This is a genomic window from Limnobaculum xujianqingii, from assembly GCF_013394855.1.
Classification (GTDB): Bacteria; Pseudomonadota; Gammaproteobacteria; order Enterobacterales; family Enterobacteriaceae; genus Limnobaculum; species Limnobaculum xujianqingii.
In genome coordinates this window covers 989209-1015375 of record NZ_JABMLK010000001.1, presented here as the reverse complement: position 1 = coordinate 1015375, position 26167 = coordinate 989209, and the positions used below count along the sequence as shown (strand labels likewise).

At 40.9% G+C, this 26167-nt stretch carries 30 protein-coding genes and 3 tRNA genes; 16 read left to right on the top strand and 17 right to left on the bottom strand.

What is annotated here, in order from left to right; genetic code table 11:
* Nucleotides 1–78 precede the first annotated feature (78 nt).
* The gene (locus GOL65_RS04720) at nucleotides 79–708 is read right to left on the bottom strand and encodes an ORF6N domain-containing protein (RefSeq protein ID WP_140921012.1); all 630 of its coding nucleotides are present in this window, start codon (nucleotides 706–708) and stop codon (nucleotides 79–81) included.
* 810 nt (nucleotides 709–1518) lie between these two features.
* On the opposite strand from GOL65_RS04720, the gene GOL65_RS04715 reads away from it, so the two are divergent.
* Entirely contained in the window at nucleotides 1519–1983 is a 465-nt protein-coding gene (locus GOL65_RS04715; protein WP_140921013.1) for a hypothetical protein, read from the top strand.
* A 249-nt stretch (nucleotides 1984–2232) separates the two neighbouring features.
* A complete protein-coding gene (zinT, locus tag GOL65_RS04710) occupies nucleotides 2233–2892 on the top strand; it encodes a metal-binding protein ZinT (protein ID WP_140921014.1) in 660 nt (219 codons plus the stop codon).
* Between the two features lie 115 nt (nucleotides 2893–3007).
* Here zinT and GOL65_RS04705 read toward each other — a convergent pair whose 3' ends face one another.
* Complete coding sequence (locus GOL65_RS04705) at nucleotides 3008–3280, bottom strand: YdgH/BhsA/McbA-like domain containing protein (protein ID WP_140921015.1); 273 nt, start codon at nucleotides 3278–3280, stop codon at nucleotides 3008–3010.
* Nucleotides 3281–3660: 380 nt separating this feature from the next.
* Here GOL65_RS04705 and GOL65_RS04700 point away from each other — a divergent pair, with 380 nt between their 5' ends.
* Complete coding sequence (locus GOL65_RS04700) at nucleotides 3661–3855, top strand: hypothetical protein (RefSeq protein WP_130591069.1); 195 nt, start codon at nucleotides 3661–3663, stop codon at nucleotides 3853–3855.
* A gap of 141 nt (nucleotides 3856–3996) precedes the next feature.
* Here GOL65_RS04700 and GOL65_RS04695 read toward each other — a convergent pair whose 3' ends face one another.
* The gene (locus tag GOL65_RS04695) at nucleotides 3997–4803 is read right to left on the bottom strand and encodes a sulfite exporter TauE/SafE family protein (RefSeq protein WP_140921016.1); all 807 of its coding nucleotides are present in this window, start codon (nucleotides 4801–4803) and stop codon (nucleotides 3997–3999) included.
* A 146-nt stretch (nucleotides 4804–4949) separates the two neighbouring features.
* Between GOL65_RS04695 and tusE the strand changes: the two genes are divergently transcribed.
* From tusE to GOL65_RS04680, 3 genes are all read left to right on the top strand, one after another.
* The gene (gene tusE, locus GOL65_RS04690) at nucleotides 4950–5279 is read left to right on the top strand and encodes a sulfurtransferase TusE (protein WP_140921017.1); all 330 of its coding nucleotides are present in this window, start codon (nucleotides 4950–4952) and stop codon (nucleotides 5277–5279) included.
* A gap of 118 nt (nucleotides 5280–5397) precedes the next feature.
* On the top strand, nucleotides 5398–5715 hold the full coding sequence (gene hspQ, locus GOL65_RS04685) for a heat shock protein HspQ (protein ID WP_140921018.1): 318 nt from the start codon (nucleotides 5398–5400) through the stop codon (nucleotides 5713–5715).
* Nucleotides 5716–6933: 1218 nt separating this feature from the next.
* Nucleotides 6934–7569: a phage N-6-adenine-methyltransferase gene (locus GOL65_RS04680; protein WP_228723057.1), complete on the top strand. Its 636-nt coding sequence runs from the start codon at nucleotides 6934–6936 to the stop codon at nucleotides 7567–7569.
* 55 nt (nucleotides 7570–7624) lie between these two features.
* Here the strand turns inward: GOL65_RS04680 and GOL65_RS04675 are convergent, their stop codons facing one another.
* Entirely contained in the window at nucleotides 7625–7903 is a 279-nt protein-coding gene (locus GOL65_RS04675; protein WP_407657491.1) for a monooxygenase, read from the bottom strand.
* A gap of 632 nt (nucleotides 7904–8535) precedes the next feature.
* Here GOL65_RS04675 and uvrY point away from each other — a divergent pair.
* The 6 genes from uvrY to GOL65_RS04645 all read left to right on the top strand — a co-directional run bounded on the left by uvrY (nucleotide 8536) and on the right by GOL65_RS04645 (nucleotide 12069).
* Complete coding sequence (gene uvrY / locus GOL65_RS04670; protein ID WP_140921020.1) at nucleotides 8536–9192, top strand: UvrY/SirA/GacA family response regulator transcription factor; 657 nt, start codon at nucleotides 8536–8538, stop codon at nucleotides 9190–9192.
* On the top strand, nucleotides 9185–11017 hold the full coding sequence (gene uvrC, locus GOL65_RS04665) for an excinuclease ABC subunit UvrC (RefSeq protein WP_140921021.1): 1833 nt from the start codon (nucleotides 9185–9187) through the stop codon (nucleotides 11015–11017). Before uvrY ends, uvrC begins: the two co-directional genes overlap by 8 nt.
* A gap of 68 nt (nucleotides 11018–11085) precedes the next feature.
* Entirely contained in the window at nucleotides 11086–11640 is a 555-nt protein-coding gene (gene pgsA / locus GOL65_RS04660) for a CDP-diacylglycerol--glycerol-3-phosphate 3-phosphatidyltransferase (protein WP_140921022.1), read from the top strand.
* Nucleotides 11641–11796: 156 nt separating this feature from the next.
* A tRNA-Gly gene (locus GOL65_RS04655) sits at nucleotides 11797–11872 on the top strand.
* A gap of 25 nt (nucleotides 11873–11897) precedes the next feature.
* Nucleotides 11898–11971, top strand: a tRNA-Cys gene (locus GOL65_RS04650).
* Nucleotides 11972–11982: 11 nt separating this feature from the next.
* Nucleotides 11983–12069, top strand: a tRNA-Leu gene (locus GOL65_RS04645).
* 120 nt (nucleotides 12070–12189) lie between these two features.
* On the opposite strand, the gene GOL65_RS04640 is transcribed toward GOL65_RS04645, so the two are convergent.
* A complete protein-coding gene (locus GOL65_RS04640; RefSeq protein WP_140921023.1) occupies nucleotides 12190–12414 on the bottom strand; it encodes a hypothetical protein in 225 nt (74 codons plus the stop codon).
* Nucleotides 12415–12575: 161 nt separating this feature from the next.
* Here GOL65_RS04640 and GOL65_RS04635 point away from each other — a divergent pair, with 161 nt between their 5' ends.
* Complete coding sequence (locus tag GOL65_RS04635) at nucleotides 12576–12809, top strand: hypothetical protein (RefSeq protein ID WP_140921024.1); 234 nt, start codon at nucleotides 12576–12578, stop codon at nucleotides 12807–12809.
* Between the two features lie 52 nt (nucleotides 12810–12861).
* Here the strand turns inward: GOL65_RS04635 and GOL65_RS04630 are convergent, their stop codons facing one another.
* The gene (locus GOL65_RS04630) at nucleotides 12862–13524 is read right to left on the bottom strand and encodes a DedA family protein (RefSeq protein WP_140921025.1); all 663 of its coding nucleotides are present in this window, start codon (nucleotides 13522–13524) and stop codon (nucleotides 12862–12864) included.
* A gap of 405 nt (nucleotides 13525–13929) precedes the next feature.
* Between GOL65_RS04630 and pepT the strand changes: the two genes are divergently transcribed.
* Nucleotides 13930–15171, top strand: a complete 1242-nt coding sequence (gene pepT, locus GOL65_RS04625) for a peptidase T (RefSeq protein WP_140921026.1) — start codon at nucleotides 13930–13932, stop codon at nucleotides 15169–15171.
* Nucleotides 15172–15239: 68 nt separating this feature from the next.
* Here pepT and purB read toward each other — a convergent pair whose 3' ends face one another.
* The 5 genes from purB to rluE all read right to left on the bottom strand — a co-directional run bounded on the left by purB (nucleotide 15240) and on the right by rluE (nucleotide 19551).
* Nucleotides 15240–16610 (bottom strand): adenylosuccinate lyase, encoded by a 1371-nt coding sequence (gene purB, locus GOL65_RS04620; protein ID WP_140921027.1) that lies wholly within the window; start codon nucleotides 16608–16610, stop codon nucleotides 15240–15242.
* A 26-nt stretch (nucleotides 16611–16636) separates the two neighbouring features.
* Nucleotides 16637–17260, bottom strand: coding sequence for a high frequency lysogenization protein HflD (gene hflD / locus GOL65_RS04615; protein WP_140921028.1), 624 nt, complete (start codon nucleotides 17258–17260; stop codon nucleotides 16637–16639).
* 2 nt (nucleotides 17261–17262) lie between these two features.
* The gene (mnmA, locus tag GOL65_RS04610; protein WP_140921029.1) at nucleotides 17263–18366 is read right to left on the bottom strand and encodes a tRNA 2-thiouridine(34) synthase MnmA; all 1104 of its coding nucleotides are present in this window, start codon (nucleotides 18364–18366) and stop codon (nucleotides 17263–17265) included.
* A gap of 122 nt (nucleotides 18367–18488) precedes the next feature.
* Nucleotides 18489–18938 carry an NUDIX domain-containing protein gene (locus tag GOL65_RS04605; RefSeq protein WP_140921030.1) on the bottom strand — a complete coding sequence of 150 codons (450 nt, stop codon included), beginning with the start codon at nucleotides 18936–18938 and terminating at the stop codon, nucleotides 18489–18491.
* Nucleotides 18931–19551, bottom strand: coding sequence for a 23S rRNA pseudouridine(2457) synthase RluE (rluE, locus tag GOL65_RS04600; protein ID WP_140921031.1), 621 nt, complete (start codon nucleotides 19549–19551; stop codon nucleotides 18931–18933). The genes GOL65_RS04605 and rluE overlap by 8 nt, the downstream gene beginning before the upstream one ends.
* Nucleotides 19552–19683: 132 nt before the next feature.
* On the opposite strand from rluE, the gene icd reads away from it, so the two are divergent.
* Both icd and GOL65_RS04590 read left to right on the top strand, forming a co-directional pair.
* Nucleotides 19684–20937, top strand: coding sequence for an NADP-dependent isocitrate dehydrogenase (gene icd / locus GOL65_RS04595; RefSeq protein ID WP_140921032.1), 1254 nt, complete (start codon nucleotides 19684–19686; stop codon nucleotides 20935–20937).
* Between the two features lie 225 nt (nucleotides 20938–21162).
* A complete protein-coding gene (locus GOL65_RS04590) occupies nucleotides 21163–21690 on the top strand; it encodes a hypothetical protein (protein WP_140921033.1) in 528 nt (175 codons plus the stop codon).
* A 44-nt stretch (nucleotides 21691–21734) separates the two neighbouring features.
* Here GOL65_RS04590 and GOL65_RS04585 read toward each other — a convergent pair whose 3' ends face one another.
* The 6 genes from GOL65_RS04585 to GOL65_RS04560 form a co-directional block, all read right to left on the bottom strand.
* On the bottom strand, nucleotides 21735–22862 hold the full coding sequence (locus GOL65_RS04585) for a phage integrase Arm DNA-binding domain-containing protein (RefSeq protein ID WP_140921034.1): 1128 nt from the start codon (nucleotides 22860–22862) through the stop codon (nucleotides 21735–21737).
* Nucleotides 22843–23088, bottom strand: a complete 246-nt coding sequence (locus GOL65_RS04580) for an excisionase (protein ID WP_140921035.1) — start codon at nucleotides 23086–23088, stop codon at nucleotides 22843–22845. Before GOL65_RS04580 ends, GOL65_RS04585 begins: the two co-directional genes overlap by 20 nt.
* A gap of 50 nt (nucleotides 23089–23138) precedes the next feature.
* Complete coding sequence (locus GOL65_RS22160) at nucleotides 23139–23855, bottom strand: hypothetical protein (protein WP_228723056.1); 717 nt, start codon at nucleotides 23853–23855, stop codon at nucleotides 23139–23141.
* A gap of 227 nt (nucleotides 23856–24082) precedes the next feature.
* Nucleotides 24083–24589: a hypothetical protein gene (locus GOL65_RS04570; RefSeq protein ID WP_140921036.1), complete on the bottom strand. Its 507-nt coding sequence runs from the start codon at nucleotides 24587–24589 to the stop codon at nucleotides 24083–24085.
* A gap of 93 nt (nucleotides 24590–24682) precedes the next feature.
* Nucleotides 24683–25237 (bottom strand): HD family hydrolase, encoded by a 555-nt coding sequence (locus GOL65_RS04565; protein ID WP_140921037.1) that lies wholly within the window; start codon nucleotides 25235–25237, stop codon nucleotides 24683–24685.
* Between the two features lie 91 nt (nucleotides 25238–25328).
* Nucleotides 25329–26159 (bottom strand): YfdQ family protein, encoded by an 831-nt coding sequence (locus GOL65_RS04560; RefSeq protein WP_140921038.1) that lies wholly within the window; start codon nucleotides 26157–26159, stop codon nucleotides 25329–25331.
* Nucleotides 26160–26167: the final 8 nt, after the last annotated feature.

The window sequence follows — 26167 nt, the reverse complement described above, 5'->3', positions numbered from 1 at the left end:
CTATCTATACAGGTTTATTCTGACGAAGTTTAACATTTTCCCCGCTTAGCTTTATGCGAAGCGGGGAAAGTCGTCGGATTAAAACCTTTGCATGATGATTTTATCTGCTTGTGACATGTCACACCCAGCGCGTTTTTCTAAGCTGTGTTTCAGTTTGGCAAGGAATATCGTTCCATCAGTAAACTGGTCATTTAATCGATAGTGGATCGGGGAGTCCAGCGCAATCAACCCAGGCTTTATTTGCTTCCGGTAGATGTCGTAGATATGGTGGAAAAAGTGATTGATGGCATTGAGGTTGTATAAATCCCAGATTTCCGGCGCTATCTCTGATTGGGAGACAACATTCGTTGTAACTGGTTTTTGATTGAAATAGCAATCCTCTAACTTTTCGAATACTTCCCATGCCTGATCGGTTTCCAGCATTTTTGCATGTCTGGCTGCGCCACGTTCTGTCCAGAGAATGAGGTGTTTTGTTCTTGGTGCGACTAAGTAACTTTGAGTTACCTTGTTTTTGAAATCCTTTAGCTCTGAGCCTTCCAGCTTAAAATAATGTTTTCCTGTTATAAAGCGTCCAATATTTCTAGAGTAGTTCATTTTAATATTGGCAGTGTCAGTACCGTAGAGCTGTGCTAATAGGTCGGTAGTAATGACGGGTTGACTATTGTGGGTAATTGAAGGGAGACTTGAAACAGATAATTGATTATTCATTTGTGATTTTCCTTTTAGTAGTCTGAAAATCACCACTTACGACGCCAATCGATGGGTGGTGAGACGTACAAGGTTGGCGTACCGGCTAAAAGGACCCGGCGAGCCTTTCGGCTCCCCCATACGCCCCACCATTGTTCTGATGCAGCAGTATGTTATGCACAAAAAAACCGCATGCGCGGCGTGTGCGCCTTTTAGATATTCAGGACGCCAATCCTGACACTGGATTTTGCCAGTGCCCAATAACTATAGCCCCGAATATCTGATTGAGTCAAATCACGATGAATGTCTTTGTTAAAATAAGCCTTTTCTGCGTATGCAATTTGATAGAATTTTGCTGATATTTTTAGCCTAACTTATTGTAATTTGGTGTGTGAGATTTAAACAATAATTCTAAGTCATTAGCTTATCTTGTTGTTATTCATATGGTTTTGGACGGTCTTGAAAACCGTCGATGGGCAACCATCCGTGAGTTCGAATCTCACCTCCTCCGCCAGAATTATCAACGGGTTAGCTTAACGGCTAGCCCGTTTTTTTATGCTTGTAAAAATTGGCTGACAATCTTTGAATGGATATTATGGTTAATTGCACTCATTAGGATTAATAATGTTTAAAATTTTATTTTTGCTTTATGTGTGTTGTATGTCTCTGGCTGTAGCTCTGATATGTGTGCGAAGACTCATTTTTGTTACCAGGGTACGTCACCGGTCTTTATTCAGGGAATCAATGATTAGTGCTGAATATCGCTGCAACACCTATCTTCTTTGAATATTTTTGTTGTCTATTCAAATTGTTATGTCAGGAGGAGAAAAAATGAAAGGAATCATAACGGCGGCGATGCTAATTATGTCGACCTTATTCTTATCCGGATGCGGCGATGATAAACAAGTTACAGAAGATATACTTGTTGGTGGTGAATGGAAATGTGAAATGGTCAATGCTCAACAAACATATTTTGATGGAGATAAGTTTGGTGATCCTATAACCGATACTAAGAAAATCGGTATAACAAGAACGATATCATATTTTAAGAAAGATAATGATTTTCTGGTGAGTGTTGATAAGAAACCAGGAAAACATAAATATAAATTTAAAATTAAAGGTGAGTATCACCACAAAACAGACGATATTATTGTTGAAACAATAGAGTATATCTATGTGTCTGATAATGAATATAAGTATGTTATCGATGGTGATATCAGTCGTTCTTTGTCTGATGGGGGTATTGAGAAATTATCCCAATATAAACGTGTCGATAACTGTCAGAGAAGCCATTAGATATAAAATAGTTAAAGCCTGTTTCTGTTGGCATACGGCATAAAGAGGAAAATACATATCCCACAAAAGAACAGCAAAATTACAGTGTGGTAAACCATTTCATTACTATTATCTTCAGAACAATACCATTCGATAATGTCCGACCTGACACCATTTACTCACTTATCAAGAATCTTACAGAAATAATTTAAAAATAATCATTGTTATGTTATAACATATCTTTATTCATCGATTTATCAGGACATTTTAATGAAAAGAAAGCATTATATTTTATCCGCTATGGTATTAAGTGCCTGTTTTTCACTTATTAGTTTTCAAACGATTGCTCATGGTTCCCATGGTCATAGCCATGAACAATCTGAAAAAGCGCTTCAGGCAAGCAAGGGCATTTTTGATGATAAAGATGTTAAAGACAGAACGCTTAGTGACTGGGATGGCGTATGGGAATCATTGAATTCTTATTTACTGAATGGCGATTTAGACCCGGTATTGATTGAGAAAGCAAAGAAAGATAAAAGTAAAAGCGTTGAGGAATATAGGGACTATTATAAAAAGGGTTATGCTACTGACACTAATATGATAGGAATCGAGAATGGTGTTGTAGAGTTTCATTCAGGCAATAAGATAGATTCATGTAAATACACTTACTCTGGTTTTAAGATTTTACATTATGTCTCAGGAAAGAAAGGGGTGCGCTATCTGTTTAGTTGCCAGGACAGTCACTCAAATTCACCTAAATATATTCAGTTTAGCGATCATATTATCGAACCTCATAAATCATCTCACTTTCATATTTATATGGGGAATGAGTCCCATGATAAATTATTACGGGAAATGGAAAATTGGCCTACATATTATCCGTACTCGATGACTAAAGAACAGATTGTTCACGAGATGTTACATCACTAAACCTCTCAAGACTCATTGGGCTACTTAGTATGATGTTTTTTCTGGTGAAATGTAGAAATTACATATCAAGAGAAATACCATAGAATGGTATTTCTCTTGTACAGGTTAGAAACGATTATTTATACACATCCGCAGATGCGTGAATTTCATTATTTCCACCCTCAGCAATGATGACAAAATACTTCCCACCTTTTTCATCTGCCAGTTTTGATAATGCTTCGCTGATATCAGTAGGTGACTGAGTTACTTTTTTAGTTACATCCACAACACCAATTTTTTCGTAATTATTAGCTTTTGCTTGTTCTTGCTTTATCTCTGTTGCAGCGAATGCGTTAAGAGAGAAAAAACTTGCGGCAAGGGTAATTATCAGAGCGTTAAATAATTTCATGATGGTGCCTCGACAGATAATTAAGTTAAAAAAAATTACAATAACGTTATAATTATTTAACAACGCATCTATTTGTCAAAGAATAACCATCAACAGATTCTCAATAAATATCAGTATATTGTGATAAAAATATAGTACTTTACCTTTCCTTACCTATAACTCATTGTAATCATAGATTATTGTTATTTATTCGTTTTTGTTATTAAAACATTATTGAATGGCATAAAAGAAATAAACTCATCATTTTTTATCAGGATTTATTAGATAAGTTTCAGAATGTTAAAAGTTTATTTCAGCTAAAAGATAAAATAATATTACCTTGAATATTTAAGCTATTTATAGCTTAATGAAATTTCAACCAACTTATGCACAGGTGGCTTATGTCTCAAAAAATGGATGCTATACAGAAAATCATCGGTGAAACGGTCGTTAAGCTATGTGAAAAAAAGGTTCCGGTAAGCAAAGACTCAATAACGGAGCGGTTGTTACGGGTTATACACAAAGATTCCGCAGATTCTGAAAAGGGCAGGATTGCTACATCAGCGCTGGAGTTTCTGGCACAAAGCGAGTCTTAATTTTTTTGACCCCGTAGCAGGGGAATTAGCTGTTTATTATCCTGATATAAAAGCATTTAGTCTTTCAGATGTTAAAGAATTCGAAATAATAAAAGGGTTAGTCTTGAACTAACCCTTCTTCATTTAATCAGGTGCTGATGATTAACCAAAAAAGATCGTTTGTAGCATCTTCAGGCTTAGCACTATCAATAAACAAGCAAAAACCTTTTTAAGCATAGCTACTGGCATTTTGTGAGCCAGTCGGGCTCCGATAGGAGCAGTAAAATAGCTCAACCCAGAGATAAGAATGACGGCAGGAAAATAGACGTAACCCACACTATAATCAGGGGTATTTGCTGAATTCCAGCCATTAATCATATAACCAATACTGCCAGCCAGAGCGATAGGCATACCAACGGCAGCTGATGTTCCAATTGCATGTTGTATACGAACGTTACACCAAGTCAGGAAGGAGACAGTAAGTGAGCCTCCACCAATGGCAACCAGAGCAGATATACCACCAATAGAGAGCCCGGCAATAGAAATACCAACGGTACTGGGTAATTGACGGCTGGGTTTAGGCTTGATATTTAAAATCATCTGTAAAGCAACATAAGCCATAAAACAGGAGAAGAATATTCCCAATGCCTTAGTAGGTAATAATGCGGCTAACCAGGTTGCTGATAACGTACCAATCAGTATCGCTGGGGTAATTTTCCACACTACTGGCCATAAAACCGCTTGATGGCGATTATGCGCTCTTAAACTTGAAAATGCTGTTATCACAATAGAGGCCATTGATGTGCCTAAGGCCAAATGGATCAGATGCTCTTGAGGAATTCCCTGTGCGGCAAAAATAGTTGTTAATATTGGCACCATGATACCGCCACCACCAATTCCCAGCAGACCAGCCATAAAACCTACTACTGCGCCCAGTAATAAGTACGCTACTATCCATTCAATAGCCATTGAATTTCCTTGATTAAATTTTTAATAAACTACAAGTTAACCAATACTACCTCTGTCATCAGCCAGAGCATAGGTACTGAGTATAGAGTTTTTACGTTACAATGATCAAAAATCAAAATCTTCATCAATAGCGATGCTGAGGTTGTATGTTCGAGTTTGAAGGACGCATGATAGAGACTGATGCTCAAGGATATCTGCTTAACAGTCATGACTGGAGTGAATCAATGGCAGTGATTCTGGCCCGGCAAGAAAATATTGAGTTAACCGCAGAACATTGGGAGGTTATCCATTTTGTAAGAGACTTCTATCAGGAATTTAATACTTCTCCAGCTATTCGAATGTTAGTTAAAGCAATGACGCAAAAATATGGCGAAGAAAAGGGGAATAGTCGCTATCTTTATCGTCTTTTTGTGAAAGGCCCTGCAAAACAGGCGACCAAAATCGCAGGTTTACCTAAACCGGTTAAGTGCATTTGAATGTAAAGTTAAGTGGATTTAGCGTTGAAATTGCTCCAATAGCACAATTTAACTTGAAATATGACTAGTTCCCCCCATATTTAAGGAAAAGGCAGGACCTGAATACGAGGAGGCTACAATGATTACCAGTAAATTTTCTATTGGTCAGCAAGTCAGACATAAGTTACTGGGTAACCTTGGTGTAATAATTGATATTGATGCCGAGTATTCCCTGGAGCAGCCAGCTTCTGATGAAGTTGCTGCAGATGATAACTTGAGAAATGCCCCCTGGTATCACGTTGTTATGGAAGATGAAGAGGGGCAACCTATCCATACCTATCTTGCTGAGATACAACTTGCAGGAGAGGATGCAGAATCACATCCCGAACAACCTTCTCTTGACGAGCTGGCTGCATCGATCAGAGATCAATTGCAAGCACCTCGCTTGAGGAATTGATATTTGTATTGAAAAACCACTCTGTTTATCACAGAGTGGTTTTTTATTGTCTAAAAAATAGAAGCGTCCATATAATTCTTTGAATGAAGGAGCTGTTTGAATGGGTGTGATCCTGGCCAGATTATGTAGATTTAGTGCAAAAAAATAGCCGTGAAACCCAAAAAGTGTGTGGAGTCGGTTTCACGGCAAACCAAAAAGAGTAAATTTGTAACTGATAAAACGCTGAGGTAATTATCACTGAGATTTGACCTATAAAACAAGCTGGTAAAATCACTAGTTTTTTTATCTAACAAGAAAGATGGCTGGGCGTTTTTAAGAGATATGAGTCTTAAATTCATTGGATTTGAATTTCTTTTTTTATGGTTTTTTATTTTGAGTTTCTTTTATAAATCAAAATAAAAATTCAAATAAAATTAATTATCGATCTTTTATCTTTTGTTAGAAATTTATTTGTATATCAGTTTAATCAAGTCATCCAGTTAAAGTGTAGATGGCTCAAAATTAGCATCAATCATGATGCTAAAAACACCTTACTCCTATACATCTATTTAAATATTTTGTTACATAATTGACAGTGTTCATTTGTGTTGTGCATTTTTAGTCAGAAATAATTCTATTGATATAATTTTCATTAAATGAGATCACAGCCTCATTTAATCTGATTTTTTAACCAATAAAAATATCTATTTCTTAGTTTTTGCCTGTAGGTATGGGCAGGGTTCCATATTTTTTCATGGTATTTTCATATACAAATAAAATTGAATTATAAGATATGTGTTATTAATTGTTATTATTTGGTTAATTCATCTAATTTGTGTGTTACTTAATTATTAATCAATATATATTAATATCATTAAAAACAATACGGATTAGTTGATTTAATTATCATGTTGTTTTTTAATCGATTTTTAATTTATTTTCTTTAATTATCTTATTGGTTCAATTGTGTGTTCGTATCTTTTTGAGGGGGAATTGTTAACCGGATACAATTCCTCATAAAATAATTTATTTTTTATTTGAAAATATAAATATAGACTTTATATTTATAGGTAAGCCACCACACTGGCTTCTATTTAAATGACATATCACAAAAATATTTATCACATACCTATTATTTAGTATCCCCTTGTAATGAATACTTTTGTGGTGTCGTTATTTTTATTTGAAAATTATTAAACTAAGAGTAGATATATGGTTGATTTTTCAAGAGCTGAATATTTGAAACAAGTTAAGACATTACGTTCAAAGCCTAACCATCAGTTGAAAGATATTGGTGACCAGTGGTGTACCCCAGACGCGTTATTTTGGGGGATCGATAATTTGTATGGGCCATTGGTTCTGGATTTATTTAGTGATGGTGAAAACAACAAATGTTCGAGCTACTACACCGCAGCAGATAATGCGTTGACCAAAAACTGGGCCGATCAATTATCCAGGCTTAATGGTGCAGCATTTGCTAATCCACCATATTCTAGAGCGAAACAGCATAGAGGGCATTACATTACAGGTATGTCTCATATTATGCGTCATACCATTAAGCAACGAGAACTGGGTGGGCGTTATGTCTATTTAGTTAAGGTGGCAACAGCAGAAGAATGGTGGCCGGGTGACAAAGCCGATCATATCGCCTTTATCCGTGGACGAATTTCTTTTGATATACCTAAATGGTTCGTTCCGGCAGATAAACGACAAGAAGTTGCAACAGCTTCATTTGGTGTAGCAATACTGATTTTTGATAAAACATGGACTGGGCCACAGTTAAGCTGTGTGCACCGTGATGATCTGCTTACCAGAGGAAACACCGTGATGACGATGATGAAAGATGAAGCGTCGCGTATTGTTGTAGCTGCCTGATCAGGACATATGTGACATAAGCCTATTGCTAAAGGACTTATGTCACATATGAGAGCTATTCAATCTGGCCGTGAGTTATTTTAGTTAGTGGAAGATTAATATCAAAAATTTTACAATTTGCGCTTTTGACACCAAAAGAAGCAATACGTTTTTGGTGCATTTCCCAATAACGTTCAGCAGATTCACGGTCAGTGAATAAATAGATTCCACCGGCTTCTTCTGTTTGTAGGTTTTCAGTCCAGATTTTTGAAATGAAACCAGGTTCATTATTTATGCTTTCAGCCAGAGAAACGGCGCTTTTGGATAAATTGTCACCTAACATCTCTGCCGGCATACTGAAATCTACCTGAAGTAATACGGTCATCATGACCTCCTGAAAATAAAGTTGTCTGCTTATGACGAGAAAGGAATCACATCAAAGATGATTTCGTCGCGATTAACAAGTTGACTACAAAGTTACAGCAATTAAGTAGACACAAAAAATAATGATTTATCAATGTCATTTTTCATTTGAATCGTTAACAACACAACGGTTTTGATTGGTAAGTAGCAATAGAAGATGTGTTTGTCTTTTCATAAAGAGAGTTATGTTGGCTGACTTTGTAACTCTTTGAGATATTCATGGATGAATAATAACCAAATAGCATTATTAATATTGTCTTCTTATTCCATAATATAGGCTTCACGAAGGTCTTTAGTTGATTAGATTATCATTACAGACGAACATCTATAATATTGATATAATCATAAAAATGACGGTATGGTAGTAAATCTTTTCGTTGAGTTTGCAGTGAGGATATGTAAACCTAAGTTACCTTTGAAGGATTGATTTGGTGGCAGGTTGAATATATTTTTATTTTGAAATGGTGTTTCATCCTGTACTATCAGTCGGTTGAGTGTTTTTTATGAACTATTACCTAATGAGTAAAAAGCATCACTTTACCTTTCTTGTTTGGAGACTTTCTGTTGATAAGCGTTCTTCTTGTTGATGACCACGAATTGGTGTGCGCAGGGATCCGACGCATTCTGGAAGATGTCAAAGGGATAAAAGTTGTTGGCGAGGCACAGACCGGCGAGGATGCTGTAAAGTGGTGTCGTTCCAATAGCGTAGATATCGTTTTAATGGATATGAATATGCCGGGCATTGGTGGCCTGGAGGCTACGCGTAAAATTTTACGCTACTCACCAGATATTAAAGTCATTATGTTAACTATCCATACTGAAAATCCACTGCCGGCAAAAGTTATGCAGGCGGGGGCATCAGGCTATTTGAGTAAAGGCGCAGCACCTCAAGAGGTGATTAACGCTATTCGAGCGATTGCTTCCGGGCAGCGCTATATCGGTGCTGATATTGCCCGGCAAATGGCATTAAGTCAGTTAGAGCCGGAGGCAGATACGCCATTATCCAGTTTATCTGAACGTGAACTGCAGATTATGCTGATGATTACTAAAGGATTAAAAGTCAATGAGATTGCGGAAACGCTAAATCTTAGTCCTAAAACGGTCAACAGCTATCGTTACAGAATGTTTAGCAAACTGAATATTAGTGGCGATGTGGAATTAACACATCTTGCTATCCGTCATGGCATTGTGACATCAGAGAAATTGCTAAATAGTGACTGACAGTTTTGATAGTAAAGCATTTTTAAAATATGTAACGAATGAGCCAGGAGTTTATCGTATGTACGATACTTCTGGCGTTGTTATTTATGTAGGAAAGGCAAAAGATCTCAAAAAGCGTCTCTCCAGCTATTTTCGTCAGAACGTAAGTAGTCGAAAAACAGAGGCGTTGGTTAAGAGTATTGCTAATATTGATGTTACGGTAACCCATACTGAAACAGAAGCGTTATTACTCGAACACAACTATATTAAGTTATACCAGCCGCGCTATAACGTTTTGTTGCGCGATGATAAGTCTTACCCGCTAATTTTCCTTAGTTCAGATAAACACCCTCGCTTAAAAATGCATCGGGGAGCAAAACACGCCAAAGGAGAGTACTTTGGGCCGTTTCCTAATTCAGGGGCTGTGCGTGAAACTTTAGCGTTGCTGCAGAAACTTTTCCCTGTACGCCAATGTGAGGACAGTGTTTATCGCAATCGTTCACGTCCTTGCCTGCAATATCAAATTGGTCGCTGTTTAGGACCTTGTGTCGCTGGACTGGTCAGTGATGATGAGTATCAGAAACAGGTCAACTATGTTCGATTGTTTCTGGAAGGTAAAGATCAACAAGTTCTGAACCAACTGATAACCAATATGGAGCAGGCAAGCCAGTCACTCAATTTTGAAGAAGCGGCGCGTATTCGCGATCAAATTCAGGCAATTCGGCGAGTCACTGAAAAGCAATTCGTTTCTGGCGATAGCGATGATTTGGACGTAATAGGTGTTTCTTATGAGGCCGGCCTGGCATGTATGCATGTCTTGTTCTTACGGCAGGGCAAAGTGCTGGGCAGCCGCAGTTATTATCCTAAAATTCCTAAAGGAACTGAGTTGGATGAAGTGGTTCAGACTTTCGTTGGTCAGTTCTATTTGCAGGGAAGCCAGTCAAGATCGTTACCCGGAGAAATTTTACTGGATTTCTCCTTACCGGATAAAAATGCACTGGAAGAAACATTATCAGAAGTTGCCGGGCGAAAAATTCAGATACAAAGCAATCCCAGAGGGGATCGCGCTCGTTATTTGAAATTGGCAAGAACCAATGCACAAATTGCACTTAAAACTAAATTATCTCAACAATCAACAATCCATCAGCGTCTGGCATCACTGGCAGAGGTATTGAAACTAACTAAAATTAACCGGATGGAGTGTTTTGATATCAGCCATACTATGGGGGAAGAAACCGTTGCCTCCTGTGTTGTCTTTGATAGCAATGGCCCATTGCGTTCTGAATATCGGCGTTACAATATTACCGGTATAACACCCGGTGATGATTACGCGGCGATGTCGCAAGTACTAAAGCGGCGATATGGAAAAGCACTAACGGATGAGAAAATTCCGGATGTGATTTTTATTGATGGTGGAAAAGGGCAGTTGGGGCAAGCTATCGATGTTTTTAACCAGTTAGATGTCGATTGGGATAAGTCAAAGCCATTATTGGTTGGCATCGCTAAAGGTAGTGACCGTAAAGCGGGGTTGGAAACTCTATTTTTAGCTGCTGAAGGTGAAGGATTTTCCTTACCGCCAGATTCTCCGGCGTTGCATGTGATTCAACATATTCGTGATGATTCGCACGACCATGCCATATCCGGGCATCGCCAGCGTCGGGCAAAAGTCAGAAATACCAGCGCGTTAGAACATATTGAAGGTGTGGGGCCCAAGCGTCGTCAGGCATTGCTAAAATATATGGGAGGCTTGCAACCATTATTAAGCGCTACCGTCGAAGAGATCGCAAAAATACCTGGGATATCGCAATCTTTAGCAGAAAAGATACACAATGCATTGAAACCCTGAAGAGTATGTAGCAACATAGGCATACGCCTTCCTTTTTATACTGAACAGCAATAGAGCACCATAGCACTATGCAATTTAATATACCGACTCTGCTTACACTTTTTCGTATCATTTTGATCCCATTCTTTGTTGTGGCGTTTTATCTACCGGCACAATATCAGTGGGCTCCGATGGTCTGTGCCATTATTTTTGTGGTTGCTGCGGTAACCGACTGGTTTGATGGCTTTCTGGCTCGACGTTGGAAGCAAACTACACGCTTTGGTGCTTTTCTCGATCCGGTTGCCGATAAGGTGATGGTTGCGACAGCATTAGTGTTAGTTTCTGAGTACTATCACGTTTGGTGGATATCACTACCAGCCGCTACCATGATCGCGCGTGAAATTATTATTTCTGCATTGAGAGAGTGGATGGCCGAAATAGGTAAACGAAGTAGCGTTGCGGTTTCATGGGTAGGAAAAGTAAAAACCTCCGCGCAAATGCTGGCTTTGGTGATATTGTTGTGGCGGCCTAACCACATGGTTGAGATTTTTGGTTTTATTTTGTTATACATTGCCACGATCTTAACATTCTGGTCGATGTTCCAATATTTGAAAGCCTCTAAGGCAGACTTGCTGGAACCATAGCCGATACGCCGGAAAAAGCAGCAAACGAACTAAATGTTGTAATAATTCTATTGACTCACCTCGTCAGGTAAGTAGAATGCACAGCATCCAATTACGGCAGCAGCCTTGATTGGGATAAGCAGCTAAATCAGTAAGTTCTGATATAATGCTTTAGGCGCGGGAATAGCTCAGTTGGTAGAGCACGACCTTGCCAAGGTCGGGGTCGCGAGTTCGAGTCTCGTTTCCCGCTCCAAATTAATATTCTGTATGAATATTACGGCGCGTTGGCAGAGTGGCCATGCTGCGGATTGCAAATCCGCCTACCTCGGTTCGACTCCGGGACGCGCCTCCAATATCAAGTACGCCCGGGTGGTGGAATCGGTAGACACAAGGGATTTAAAATCCCTCGGCGGCAACGCCGTGCGAGTTCAAGTCTCGCCCCGGGCACCATTTGATATTGATGAAATCAGAACGTTAAGTTAGCTAAAACCACCCAAAAGGTGGTTTTTTTTCGTTCGAAATTTGAGTGTTGTGGTGTTTGTTAGAGTTAGCCATCATCCATATTTGGTTTTAGCGTGCTAAGGTGAATTTTCCATTTGTGGCTATAAAAGCAGTGATGGTATCTTGAATAACTCGTTGTTGTGAGCTGTCATCAGTTTCACTAATTAAATCTTCCAGCGTCTTGATTATGTTTTCTCGGGAAATATCTTCTCCAAGGGTATTTAAGCGGCATACGGATTTTCCGATAAGTCGTTGGCGCTCATCCTGCATAAATTTAAGTGTTTCAATACTCATAGAAATGAAGGGTTCCTGAAAAGTAGTATTATTAACTTGTCGGGGACTATAGCATTGAAAAAGCGACAAGATGTTACTATTTGAGCTGTCACTTTTGAGTTTATACAGATTAATATCAAGCCTGTTATAAGCGTTTTTATTAATATCACTCAGGAAACACGATGGAACTTACCGATTTTATCCTTCATGCTCAACAGAGCTGTCCAAACGCTTTAGTGACTATAGAAATCGACCCAATAAAGAGCACGGTGAAGATACAGTGGTGTTGGAATGATGGGCAAGGTGAGCAGCAATTTGAGCGAGCTATTCTATTTAAAGAGCTGAATTATGATGAAGCCATTACTATTTTTCTTTCTCGTTGCAAGATAGCAATAGATGCACTTCGTGACCAATAATCATTTCAGATATCACATGACGAACTGTGATATCTGATAGCTGAAATGTTAATTATTTCTTTTTCTCAGACTTTTTCTTTAATACTACAATTAGAGAACCAATCAATCCGATAACCAGGAGGGCGACAGGTAGAATCATTAATCCATTCATAACGGCAGCTTCATGGTGCTTATATAATGGTGTCAGGCTAATGAGATAACCTAAGCTGGTAACAACGCTTACCCACAACACTGCACTCAACCAGTTAAAAATTTGAAAGCGTTTTGCATCAAGGGCCGACAGACCAGCAATCGTTGGTAATAAGGTGCGTACAAATGCCAGAAAACGACCAATAAGCAGTGCAAAGAAGCCATGACGATGGAATAACTGATGCGCTCGCTGATGATAGTGGGCTGGTATTTTCGACATCCAGCCCTGAACCGTTTTAGTTTTGCCTAACCATCGCCCCTGAAGGTAGCTAAACCAACACCCTAGCGCTGCTGCGGTGGAAAGAACCAAAATCGTGAGAAGAAAATGTAGCGAACCCTGAGCAACCAGAGCACCGGCGAGCAATAACAGGCTATCTCCGGGCAAAAATGCTGCAGGTAATAAACCATTTTCCAAAAAAATTATCAGAAATAAGATGCCGTAAATAGCCCAAAGAAATTCTGGATTAGCTAATGTTTTGAAGTCCTGATGCAGGAGTGCCTGGAATAAATCTGTTATCGAACCCATTTTCTTTCCTATGCATGACATTAGCAGAGACTGTTTCAGGCAGAGTTAATGCAGTAAAGATGAAATGAATGCCAAAAGCTGGCTGACGTAGATAAGTTTAACATCATCAGTGTTAACTATACAGTTAACAGCGGTAATCAACGTTGAAAAGTATAATGATATTACTATTTTTAGTTCTTATATGAATAAGAAACACGCTTATATAATAGACTGGTTATATTATTCTCACCTGAAAAATAATTATTATATATACAATGGTACTTTTATAACATTATGAAATTTAACTGTGTTTATACCTTCAATGTATTGATAAGTAATGATTTTGATAAATATGAAATGAATTTAACAAATATCCTCCCTGTGGTACCGTAAGTAAAACAACTTAAAGAATAAAAGGTGGATAGAGTGGATATTGTCGAGCGTTTTATTTCCTATACCAAAATTAATACAACAACGAATAGAGAAAATGGGGCTGCCGGTATTATGCCTTCATCTGAAGGCCAGCGTATTTTAGCTAATCAGGTTGCTGAAGAGTTGAGAGCGCTTGGTTTGAAGGATGTGCAGGTGAGTGAGAGAGCGATACTAACTGCAACCCTTCCTGCTAATGTTGACTATTCACTTCCGGCGGTCGCTTTTTTTGGGCATTTAGACACCAGTGCGGAGCAAACAACGGATACTCATGCACAAATACTAGCTTATTCTGGTGGGGATCTTTGTCTTAATAAACAACAGAACATCTATTTACGCCAGAGTGAATTCCCTGAGCTGAAGGATTATATAGGTGATGAGATTATTGTAACCGACGGCACCAGCCTGTTAGGAGCAGATGATAAAGCAGCCATCGCCTCTATCGTTAATATGATTCAGTATTTAGTCCAACATCCTGAGATTAAACATGGTCCGGTAAAGGTAGGACTAGTTCCTGATGAGGAACAGGGTCTGCGTGGTTCTAAGGTGTTTGATGTAAAAAGTTTTGGTGCTGATTTTGCCTACACCCTCGATTGCTGTGGTATTGGTGAACTGGTATATGAGAACTGGAATGCGGGTGATGCGGTTATTGTGTTTACTGGCCAGTCTGCCCACCCAATGTCAGCAAAAGGAAAATTAAAGAATTCACTGTTAATGGCCCATAAGTTTGTTTCCATGCTGCCTGGGGGAGAAGCCCCTGAATATACTGAAGGTCGGGAAGGGTATTATTGGGTTAAGCAACTGCAGGGAAACAGTGCTAAAACCATATTAAATATGGATGTTAGGGATTTTACTGAACAAGGCTATCAGCAACGAATGCAATTCCTGCAAAATCTGTCAGATAGTTGTGCGGCCCTATGGGGAGAGGGAAGTGTGAAATGTACGCTTTCCGATCGTTATGCCAATGTGTTTAATAGCTTACAGGGCGAGTCAGCCTATCCTATTGATATTGCCATACAGGCTTATCGTAATTTGAATATTGAACCTAAAGTAACTCCTATGCGCGGTGGTTACGATGGTGCTGCTTTGTCACAAAATGGTCTGCCTTGTCCGAATGTATTTACGGGGGCGCATAACTTCCATTCCATCTATGAATATCTACCGATTAAGTCACTTCGGGCTGCCAGTGAAGTTTTGGTGGAAATAGTGAAACTGACAGAACAACGATTTAAGGCGTAATGATTAAGGGATAATCTGAATAATCAGGGCGCTATTTTAGCGCCCTGTATTTACTTGTTAGGTCATGATTACTTTAGTTCATCGACCATATTTACCGCATAACCAATATAGTTTGCGGGAGTCATCGCTTTCAGCCGTGTTTTTTCATCTTCCGGTAATTCCAGCTTATCGATAAAGATCTGCATATCTTCAGCAGTAACACGTTTACCACGAGTTAACTCTTTTAGTTTCTCATAAGGTTTCTCAATACCATAACGACGCATTACCGTCTGGATTGGTTCAGCCAGAACCTCCCAGTTATGGTCCAGTTCGTTCTGAAGGTTACTTTCATTAACTTCCAGCTTGCTAATGCCTTTCATGGTGGATTGATAAGCGATCATGGCATAACCAATACCAACACCCAAATTACGCAAGACGGTAGAGTCGGTCAGATCACGTTGCCAACGGGATACCGGTAGTTTAGCTGCCAGATGTCCTAATACCGCATTTGCTAATCCTAAGTTACCTTCGGAGTTTTCAAAATCGATAGGATTCACTTTATGCGGCATAGTGGAAGAGCCAATTTCACCAGCAATGGTTTTTTGCTTAAAGTGATTCAGAGCAATATAACCCCAGATATCACGGTCAAAATCCAGCAGGATAGTGTTGAAACGAGCTACACAGTCAAACAGTTCAGCAATATAGTCATGCGGCTCAATTTGAGTGGTGTAAGGATTCCATGTTATGCCTAACGAAGTAACAAAACTCTCGCTGTACTGGTGCCAGCTGACTTCCGGATAAGCCACCATATGGGCATTATAATTACCGACAGCACCGTTAATTTTACCCAAGACTTCAATCTGGCCCAGTTGCTTATATTGGCGTTCCATACGATAAGCCACGTTAGCAAACTCTTTACCAATAGTACTTGGTGTAGCCGGTTGGCCATGGGTACGGGAAAGTAGGGGAATATCCCGATATTGAGCTGCCAAATGTTTCACTGAGTCAATGATTTCACGCCAGGCTGGTAGCAGCACCGTTTGACGAGCGGTAGATAGCATTAAAGCGTGAGAAAGATTATTGATATCTTCTGAAGTACAGGCGAAGTGAATGAATTCTGAAATTGCCTGTAGTTCAGGAATATCTGCCACTTTTTCTTTGAGGAAATACTCCACGGCTTTAACGTCGTGATTGGTAGTTCGCTCAATGGTTTTAATTCGCAGGGCATCTGATTCATTGAAGTCAGAGACAATTTTATCAAGGTAATCGTTTGCTTCTTTGCTAAAAGCAGGAACTTCTTTTATTTGTGCGCAATCAGCCAATTTTTGTAGCCAGCGAACTTCCACAGTAACGCGGAATTTAAGCAAGCCAAACTCGCTGAAGATTGAGCGTAATGAACTGACTTTATCTCCGTAACGTCCATCAATAGGGGATACGGCGGTCAGTGAAGATAATTCCATCAGTAAGACTCCTGAAGTCTGAAAGTTTAACGATGAGCAACAATTTCTCTGGCCTGCTGTAACAGGCGATTGCGTGAAAACATAAATTGCAGGCGGCTTCCACCGACCTGCTGCCAAAGAACAGTAGCGCGAATACCAGCTAATAGCGCTGCGCGAACTTTGGCCTGAACCAATGGTTTCTGTAGTGCTTCCGGGGAACCAGTCACCTGAATGCGAGGTCCCAGAGGGCTAACAATGTCAACATAGATACTGGCAAGAGAACTGATAATGGTTTCTGATTCAATATCAAAATGAGCCAGTTGGCGGTCGAGTTGACTAATGCGAGTAGACAGGTCATTCAACGCTTGAGGATTACCTGAAAGCTTACGTTCCAGAACCATCAGGCTAAGCACATAACGAGTAATTTCTGCACTTAACTCCTGGCGGTTATTGGTCAGAACACAAGGTAAGGTATCCAGTCCTACGCTCAGGTCGCTTTCATGTCCGAAAACAGCCAGGGTAGAAGGAGAATCCGTCACCAGAATGCTTTTTAGCGAAACAGAAAGGGCATCGTTATCACACTGACCGTTATGGGCCAGTTGTTGAACCAGGCGAGCTGACTGAGCGATACCAGCCAAAGCTACGGTAATATCATAATAATTTTTTGCCACAATTAATCCTGTAAACGTTCTTCAATAACACCGCCGCCAAGGCAAACTTCACCTTGATAAAACACGGCCGATTGTCCTGGGGTAACGGCTGCTACGGGCTCATCAAAACGAACTTCAATCCGATCCGGGCCATGGGGGATCACAGTACAAGGAATATCCTGCTGACGATAGCGAGTCTTAACCGTACAGCGGAACGTTTCAGTGATTTCATTACGATCGACCCAGTGTAGTTGTTGGGCTATCAAACCAGTAGAGAACAGGCTGGGATGGTCGTGACCTTGTGCAACAATCAAACGATTGTTAATCAGATCTTTATCAACCACATACCATGGGTCTTCACCACCGTCTTTCAAACCGCCAATGCCTAATCCTTTGCGTTGACCCAAAGTGTGATACATCAACCCTTGGTGGATACCAACGTGGTCACCATCAACCGTAACGATGTCACCAGGTTGTGCCGGTAAATAGCGGGCCAGAAAATCTTTGAATTTACGTTCACCGATAAAGCAGATACCCGTAGAGTCTTTCTTTTTCGCAGTGGCTAAATCTAACTGTTCAGCAATTTTGCGAACTTCCGGTTTTTCCAGTTCGCCAACAGGAAACAAGCTTTGAGCAACTTGCTCATGGCTTAGGGTATAAAGAAAATAACTTTGATCTTTATTAGCATCTACACCACGCAGCAGGCGGCTTTTACCGTCAATATCCTGATGGCGAACATAGTGACCAGTAGCAATATAATCAGCACCAAGGTCTTCTGCTGCAAATTCCAGAAATGCTTTAAATTTGATCTCTTTATTACACAGAATATCCGGATTTGGGGTACGCCCGGCTTTATATTCAGCCAGGAAGTGCTCAAATACGTTATCCCAATATTCCGCGGAGAAGTTGATGGTATAAAGCTCAATACCTAATTTATCGCAGACAGCCTGAGCATCTGCCAAATCAGTAGCTGCGGAACAATACTCATCTGAATCATCTTCTTCCCAGTTTTTCATAAATAAACCGGCCACCTGATAGCCCTGCTGCTGTAGCAACCAGGCTGAAACGGAGGAGTCAACACCGCCGGACATACCGACAATGACTTTTTTCTGGCTATTATCTGACATGGGGCTCTCGCGTACTGTTATGACTTAGGGTGATACAAAATATATTGTTGAGACTGCTTTGCAGCGCAGCATTTTAGCACGTTGATAGCCTTGGCGCACCGCTTAACACAAACGCTTTTTCGCTATCTGAAGTTTTCCAGTATTGAAAGGGGGTAGCGTTCAGGCTGCAGGTAACGAATCATACTTTCTCTGACTAAAGGGGAACGCAGATTGGGCGCATGAATAATTTCCTCAGCCGTTAACCACAGGCAGCGGTCAATATCGCTGTCGTGAGGCATAGTTTCGGGCATCTCTGGTAAATCAATGGCAAAGGTAAAGCGGATAAACGGCGTACCATCGCTGGCAATCCATTGATAAATTTGCAGCAAAGATTGTGGTGCGGCATGAATGCCGGTTTCTTCCCAAAGCTCTCGCTGGGCGCCTTCTAACAGTGTTTCATAGGCTTCAAGATGACCAGCGGGTTGATTTAATGTTGGTAAACCGTGGATCCGTTCTTCCACCATCAGAAAACGATTTTCAGCCTGAACAACACAGGCCATGGTGACGTGGGGTTTATATTGGTCGTCAGACATATTTCACCTCTTTCCATTCGCCGGGGGCAAGGCCATCAAGATTCCAGTTATGCAGACTGTAACGGATTAATCGCAGGGTTGGAAATCCTACATGGGCTGTCATTCTACGAACTTGACGGTTTCGCCCTTCATACAGAGTTATTTTTATCCAACTGGTTGGAATAGCTTTGCGCTCGCGGATAGGTGGATCCCGAGGCCATAACCAATCGGGTTCAGCAATGAGTTCTGCACCGGCAGGAAGAGTTGGACCGTCATTTAGAGTGATGCCCTTACGTAATTTATCCAGTGCTTCAGTGTCAGGAATTCCTTCCACCTGAACCAAATAGACTTTCCCTGTTTTATGTTGCGGCTGTGTTAATTCTGCCTGCAATTTACCGTCGTTTGTCAAAACCAGCAGGCCTTCACTATCGCGATCCAGTCTTCCTGCGGCATAAACGCCGGTTACAGAAATATAATCTTTTAATGTTTTTCTGCCCGCTTCATCCGTGAATTGAGGTAATACGTCATAGGGTTTATTGAACAAAATTACGCGCCGTGGGCCTTTTGGCGCACGGTTGACGGTTTTTTGTCTTCTGCCAGTGGCAGAATTTTTTTTAGTTGCTAGCTTTAACATGACATTTCGCGTGTTGAATCGTTAAATCATTATACTTGAAAAAGTTTTTGATTGGCGGACTGAAAGTAATCAAGTAGTATCATGTGTGCATCTTACAAAAAATTAACAAACATGTCCTCAGAGGAGAGTTTGATGGAAAGCAAAGTAGTTGTTCCTGCCACAGGTAAAAAAATTACAGTTAACGCTAATGGCAAACTCACAGTTCCGCAAGATCCTATTATTCCCTATATTGAAGGTGACGGTATTGGTGTTGATGTAACGCCTGTCATGATTGATGTTGTTGATGCGGCAGTAAAGAAAGCTTACGGCGGCGAGCGCAAAATCTCCTGGATGGAAATCTATACTGGTGAGAAATCAACTCAGGTATATGGTAAAGACGTTTGGTTACCTGATGAGACGCTGGATTTAATTCGTGAATATAAAGTCGCTATTAAAGGCCCTCTGACGACGCCAGTTGGTGGTGGTATTCGTTCTTTGAACGTAGCATTACGTCAGCAGTTGGATCTCTATATTTGTCTGCGTCCGGTGCGTTATTTTGAAGGTACACCAAGTCCGGTTAAACGTCCTGATCTGACCGATATGGTGATTTTCCGTGAAAACGCAGAAGATATTTATGCAGGTGTTGAGTGGAAAGCAGGCACTGCTGAAGCTGATAAAGTGATTAAGTTCCTGCGTGATGAAATGGGCGTAACTAAAATTCGTTTCCCACAGCAGTGCGGTATTGGTATTAAACCGTGCTCGGAAGAGGGTAGTAAGCGCCTGATTCGTGCAGCAATTGAGTATGCGATTGATAACAATCGTGACTCCGTTACGCTGGTACACAAAGGCAACATCATGAAATTTACCGAAGGCGCTTTTAAAGACTGGGGTTACCAGTTAGCAAAAGAAGAGTTCGGCGGTGAACTGCTTGATGGTGGCCCATGGTTGAAGGTCAAAAATCCTAAGACTGGCAAAGACATTATTATTAATGACGTTATCGCCGATGCCTTCCTGCAGCAAATTCTGCTGCGTCCGGAAGAGTATGATGTGATTGCAACGATGAACCTCAACGGTGACTATATTTCTGATGCACTGGCAGCACAGGTTGGTGGTATCGGGATTGCACCAGGAGCAAATATTGGTGATGACTGCGCGTTGTTCGAAGCAACTCACGGTACGGCACCAAAATATGCTGGTCAGGATAAAGTGAACCCAGGCTCTGTCATTCTGTCTGCTGAGATGATGCTGCGTCATATGGGCTGGACCGAAGCAGCAGACTTAATCATCAAAGGCGTGGAAGGGGCAATTAAGAATAAAACTGTCACTTATGACTTCGCCCGTATGATGGATGACGCTAAAGAGCGCTCCTGTAGCGAGTTTGGCAAAGATGTGATTGCCTGCATGTAATTGCTAAAAGTGTCACAAATATTAACGGGAGCCTGAACGCTCCCGTTTTTTATTGTTAGCTTGCTATCTATTATCAAAACATTATCAAAACTTTTTATCAAAACTCCATTAAAAAGACGTGTTAATCAGTGGCTGAATATCAGTTAGTTTATGAATATTTAGATGATATGGTTACTGAAGATTAGTATAGTGCGATGAAGTTTAATCTAATTAGGGATCTATCATATGGATGGAGGAATCGCGGCAATTATTGCAGCATCTCTAGGTGCGATAGGCGCTGCAATAGGGCTTATTATCACAAAAGAGAATAAGACATCTGAATTTAGGCAAGCTTGGATTGATGGGTTAAGAAAGGAACTAGCTGAGTTGATGATGTACTATTGCTGCATTTCTGATAAAACAGATCCAGAAATAGTAAGTGAATTGACTGATAAAATTAATTTTGCTGCTGCAAGCATAAAGTTAAGATTTACGAGTGATAATCCAACGCCATCAGAAGACGAGTTGTTACAGTTAATTTCTAAAAATATATTGGCTACAAAACCTGAATTATCACCTCAAGTGTTCAGAAAACGGTATTATAGACATAGTGAAATAATACTGAAATCTGAATGGGAGCGAGTGAAAAAGGGAGAAAGAAAATATCGGATTTGTGTAATGGTTGCGGTTATTTTAGCTTCTATTTCTATAGTAATACCTAGTATTTATGTTTTATGTCATATTAAAGAATTATTTGAACTTTTAATAAATTAATTGCTAATAACGCTATCGTTATGTGATAGCGTTATTAAGAATAACTACACTGCAACGATAATCCAGTTTTTACCCCTATCATCATGATACTGCTCTGTCTGTTTTTGAGATTTGTGACCAAGTAATAATTGGGTATTTATTCCCTGCTCACCATATAACCTTTCTGATAGTGACAGTTGTTCATGGAATGTTGCTGGTGTGCCATTACTCCAATCAATACGCGTTAGATCCCGAGCTTTACTGAAGTTGGTTGTGAGTGTATTAGGGCTAACTTGTCCGCCACGTTTCGCCATTGATGTTGGCTTGGTGTAGTGAACAAGATAATGGCTCACTACACGATCGCGGCATTTCGTGATCACATCCTTTAACGTCCAGTTAATGGCGTGACATTTTATCGAAAGGGGGATCGCCAGTTTTGCCCCAGTCTTTTCCTGCACAATATGTAAATGGTCATCCCAAATATCACTAAATTTCATTTTAGAGATGTCGCCCAGGCGCTGACCGGTCACAAGAGCAAGTAGCATTGCATTACCCATATACGTATGGTTCTTATCTGCAATATTAAAAATCTGTTGCCATTCATCCAGATTCAGCCGCTGCCTGGTTATTTTCCTTCGCGGTTGTTTGGTGGCCAGCGCAGGATTATAGCCCGGGGGAACTTCGCCAGCTTGCTGTGCTTCCGCAAATACATCAATTAAAACAGAACGGATAACTTGAGCCATTCTATGTTGTCCGGCCTCTTTGGATGCGTCCAATATTGATACAATGTATCTTGCATCAACTGCCGGAAGGGGTTTCATTGCAAAGTTGTGGCGCAGTAAATCAACAGGTTTCTTTTTCTGCTTAAATGTATTCGGCTTAATATCGCCTTCCTTCAATCTCTCTTCCTGAATTTTCCAATAACGATCAAGCCAGGTGTTAACCGTAATTTCTTTTCCCTTTATCATTGCGATTCGATCATTGAGCGCTAATATCTGCCGGGAACGTTGCTCTGCCAGCCGGGTATTAGCCTCAATAGCGATTTCTCTTGCTTCTTGTTCATCGGTACCAAGAGCGTGATATTTACCCGTGATAGGGTGGCGATAACGCCAATAAACCTTATTTGCTGACCGACTATAAAGAGGGTATAGATTAGGTATATCAACGTTATTTTTACGGGGTCTGGCTGCCATCGTTTAAGATCCTCTGTAACTTAGGGTTATCATTTCTCTTGATTTCAGGCGTTGCCAATTGGCCTACTAACTCCGCATCTTCCCGCACTCTCCATAGCCTTCCTTCTTTCCTAGCTGGTGGTTGGAAATGCCCAGCTCTGGCATATTTCATTAGGGTGCTTTTGGAGGGGGGATTGCTTCGGTATTTATCCAACGCCCATTCTTCAAGTGTTAACATTTGGATCATGGCTATTTCTCCACACAGTAGTGGCCCACCTGCACGTGGGCCTTATTGCCTTACCATTTACTTAACATTCCACCAAGCTTTGATTGTTCGATCAGTACCTCATGGACAACTTTTTTTATTTCTTCTTTACTTTGATTTAAAATAACATCAGCTTCATGTGTTGCAGGCTGTTGGGTTATGCGGTAGTGGTCAGGCGGAGTGACGCCATTAATTTGATCGCCCTCTGTGACAAGTCGAATAAGCATTGCCAATAATTGGACAATTTCGCCCTCCACATCTTGCCAAGATTTGCGGTTCTCTGCGTAATGGACGCCAGCCTGAACCACTTCGCCAGCTTCTTCTGCAACCTTTAGCAGCACATAATTCGGCTGTGGGAATTTAGCTATTGCCTTATTTGCGGATACTCGGGCAGTTTCGACCAGCGAAGCGAAATAATCATCCGGCACTATCTGGACCGGATCGGATTCAAGATATGTGATACGTTCAGATACATCGTCAACAGCATCAATAAACCCGTACACATTACTCCATTCTGGTGGCTCACCAATTACTGCCATGAACATATCTGATAAAGCCTGCTCTGCATTATCACGCTCAGTAATCAATTGATTCTCTGAGGTTTCCAGTTCGTTGTTATGTTTCTGTGCCGCTTCCAGAGCATCACATAATGCAATAGCTTCGCTATTTGTTACTGTCAGAAAGGCTGACGTGTTGATAATAGCCGCTGCTCTCAACTGTTGTGCAATTGTGTTGATATCATTACTCATGGCTTTTTCCTTTAATGCTCACCTCTGCATTTCTCGCCTCAGTAACAGAGCATGGAGTTAAAGACCTTTCAGGCACTCCGTAATACCCGCCACCGAGTCGCTTTATAATCACAGCATGCCCATCGTGACCCACAACTCTGCATCCACGTTTTCCATATTTACTGGTATGAATGCAGTAAGCTCCTATGTTAAAAGGCCCCAACACTTCGTTGATGTTGATACCTGTGTTAGTAGTAGACATAAGCACCTTCCTTTTTAGCTTTCAGAGCAGCTTTATAACTGGCCTTGGCGTCCTTTAATGTTTTGCAGTATTCGCCAGTCGCACGGCTGCTTCTCAGTCGGACTTTGCCGTCATCCTCTCCCCAATAGCAGTAATCACGTTCAGGAACTTCAATACCAAGCCACTCTGCAAATGATTCACAACACTCTGAGCGGAGGTATTCATTATATTTCTGCTTTCCACCGGTTAACTTCTCCGGCTCCGGTATAGCGCAAATTGCTGCTATACGCCCACGCTCGGTACAGTGATAAGTAACCCCTCCACTGGTAAATGCTGGTGCTTTCTGAACGGTCGCGTATCCGTGAGTTACTAATTCATCCCAGTGAGAATGTCTGCCATCGACATAGAAATAATTTCGATAAATATCGTTTCGGTTGTGCTCACTAATACCCAGAGCGTGCTGCATTAGGTCAATTTGCACATTACTGGGTGTAAATGCAGTGTTAGTATCCATGGATAAGCACTCCCAATGCAGCTATACACAATACCCAGACTAAAATGAGGCCAGCTATAAACAGCTTTGCGCCTAAAGAGAACTTAACTTGGCTCATAGTTTCTGGCCCTCTACTGAGGCTTGGTAGCCAGCATTTTTCAGTTCATAGAACCGGTCAATAAATGCGTTATATGCATCATATGCAGGCCAGCTAAGAATTAGCTCTTTGTCTGGGGTAATCCCCTTTAAGATGGGCCACTCGGTACCATCATCAAGCCCAAAGTCCCGCCGTTCAGTTGCCAGTGCTACCAAATCAGCGTGTTTAACCTCTTTACTGTGCTCTGCCGGCAGCTTGAATAAACCACGAATTAACAGGTCGATACGATGTTCTATTGCCTGATAATCAGGTAACAGGCGTTTCAATGGGGCAGGAATATCCTTGCAATATGCTTCAACAGCATCATGCAGCAGTGCTTCCATTGCGAATTCTTGCGGCACTAAATGGCTGACGAAAACAGAGTGCTGGGCAACTGAATAAAACGCTGGAACGTGACCAGCAAACCGGCATTCATGGGATAGAGCACGGGCAATATCACGAATGCAAATAGAACCTGGGTCGGGGTCTTGATAGTTAAAATGCTTACCTGAAATTGTCGTTAACCAAGACATGTTAATTACTCCACAACAGTTAATGGGTAGCGTCTGCACAACGCTGTAACACTTCGTAAAGCCACCGGCAAACCGGTAGCTTTGGGCAGCATTACGCTTTAAACGAACCGATAAAGGTATTAACTGGTTTATCTGTGAACTTCTCGATCAGCAGGTCGCGGAATTCCATTGCGATCGCTTCTTCTGCGGTTTCCAGTTGAACAATACGAAGAACTAGCTGAGGGGTATCGCTGGCCAGAATACTAAGACGCAGACTGAAACGTCGCTCGGTTAAGCCTTCGTAAGGAACGCACTTAAACTCAAACGCAACCGGCATAACCTCTTTGCTCTTAGCTTCTACACTCTCCATTACAGATCGTTTTGCGCTGAAGTCCTGATCTTCATGGTCAGAGGAAGATATTGACTCAATTGTGATGCGGCGGATTGCTGAAACGGCTTGTTGGATGCTCTTTTCAGCGCCTTCAGCATCAAAAGCAAGAAGGTACTCTTTCCAATCTTCAAGCCATTCAGCTAAATCCTTCTGGCGGTTTTTACGACCGTTAATATCCAGCAGGGCACGGAAAGGGGCTGTTTTCTTCAGCGCAATTGATGCAGTGTTATCTGCATGGCCGGGGTTGGCGACATTACCGAGATTAAAAATACTGACCGCCTCCATCGCATCCGCATTAATGAAGCAACCAGCAGGACTGGCTTCAAAATCGGCGGTTTGAATGGAATAGCGAACGAAATCATCAATACTGGTTGTGCTCATACAGCCGCGAAAACGGTCACGATATAAATTAAATTTTTCAAGGTTTACAACGTTATAGCCACTTGGTAATACAGCAATATCAGAGGCTACAGCGTCAAGCCCTCTAGTGTGATGTCCTGCCAGCGTCAGATCTTTAATTTCATTGATTGCTGATGCGTCTAACTGAGTCATAATTTTTC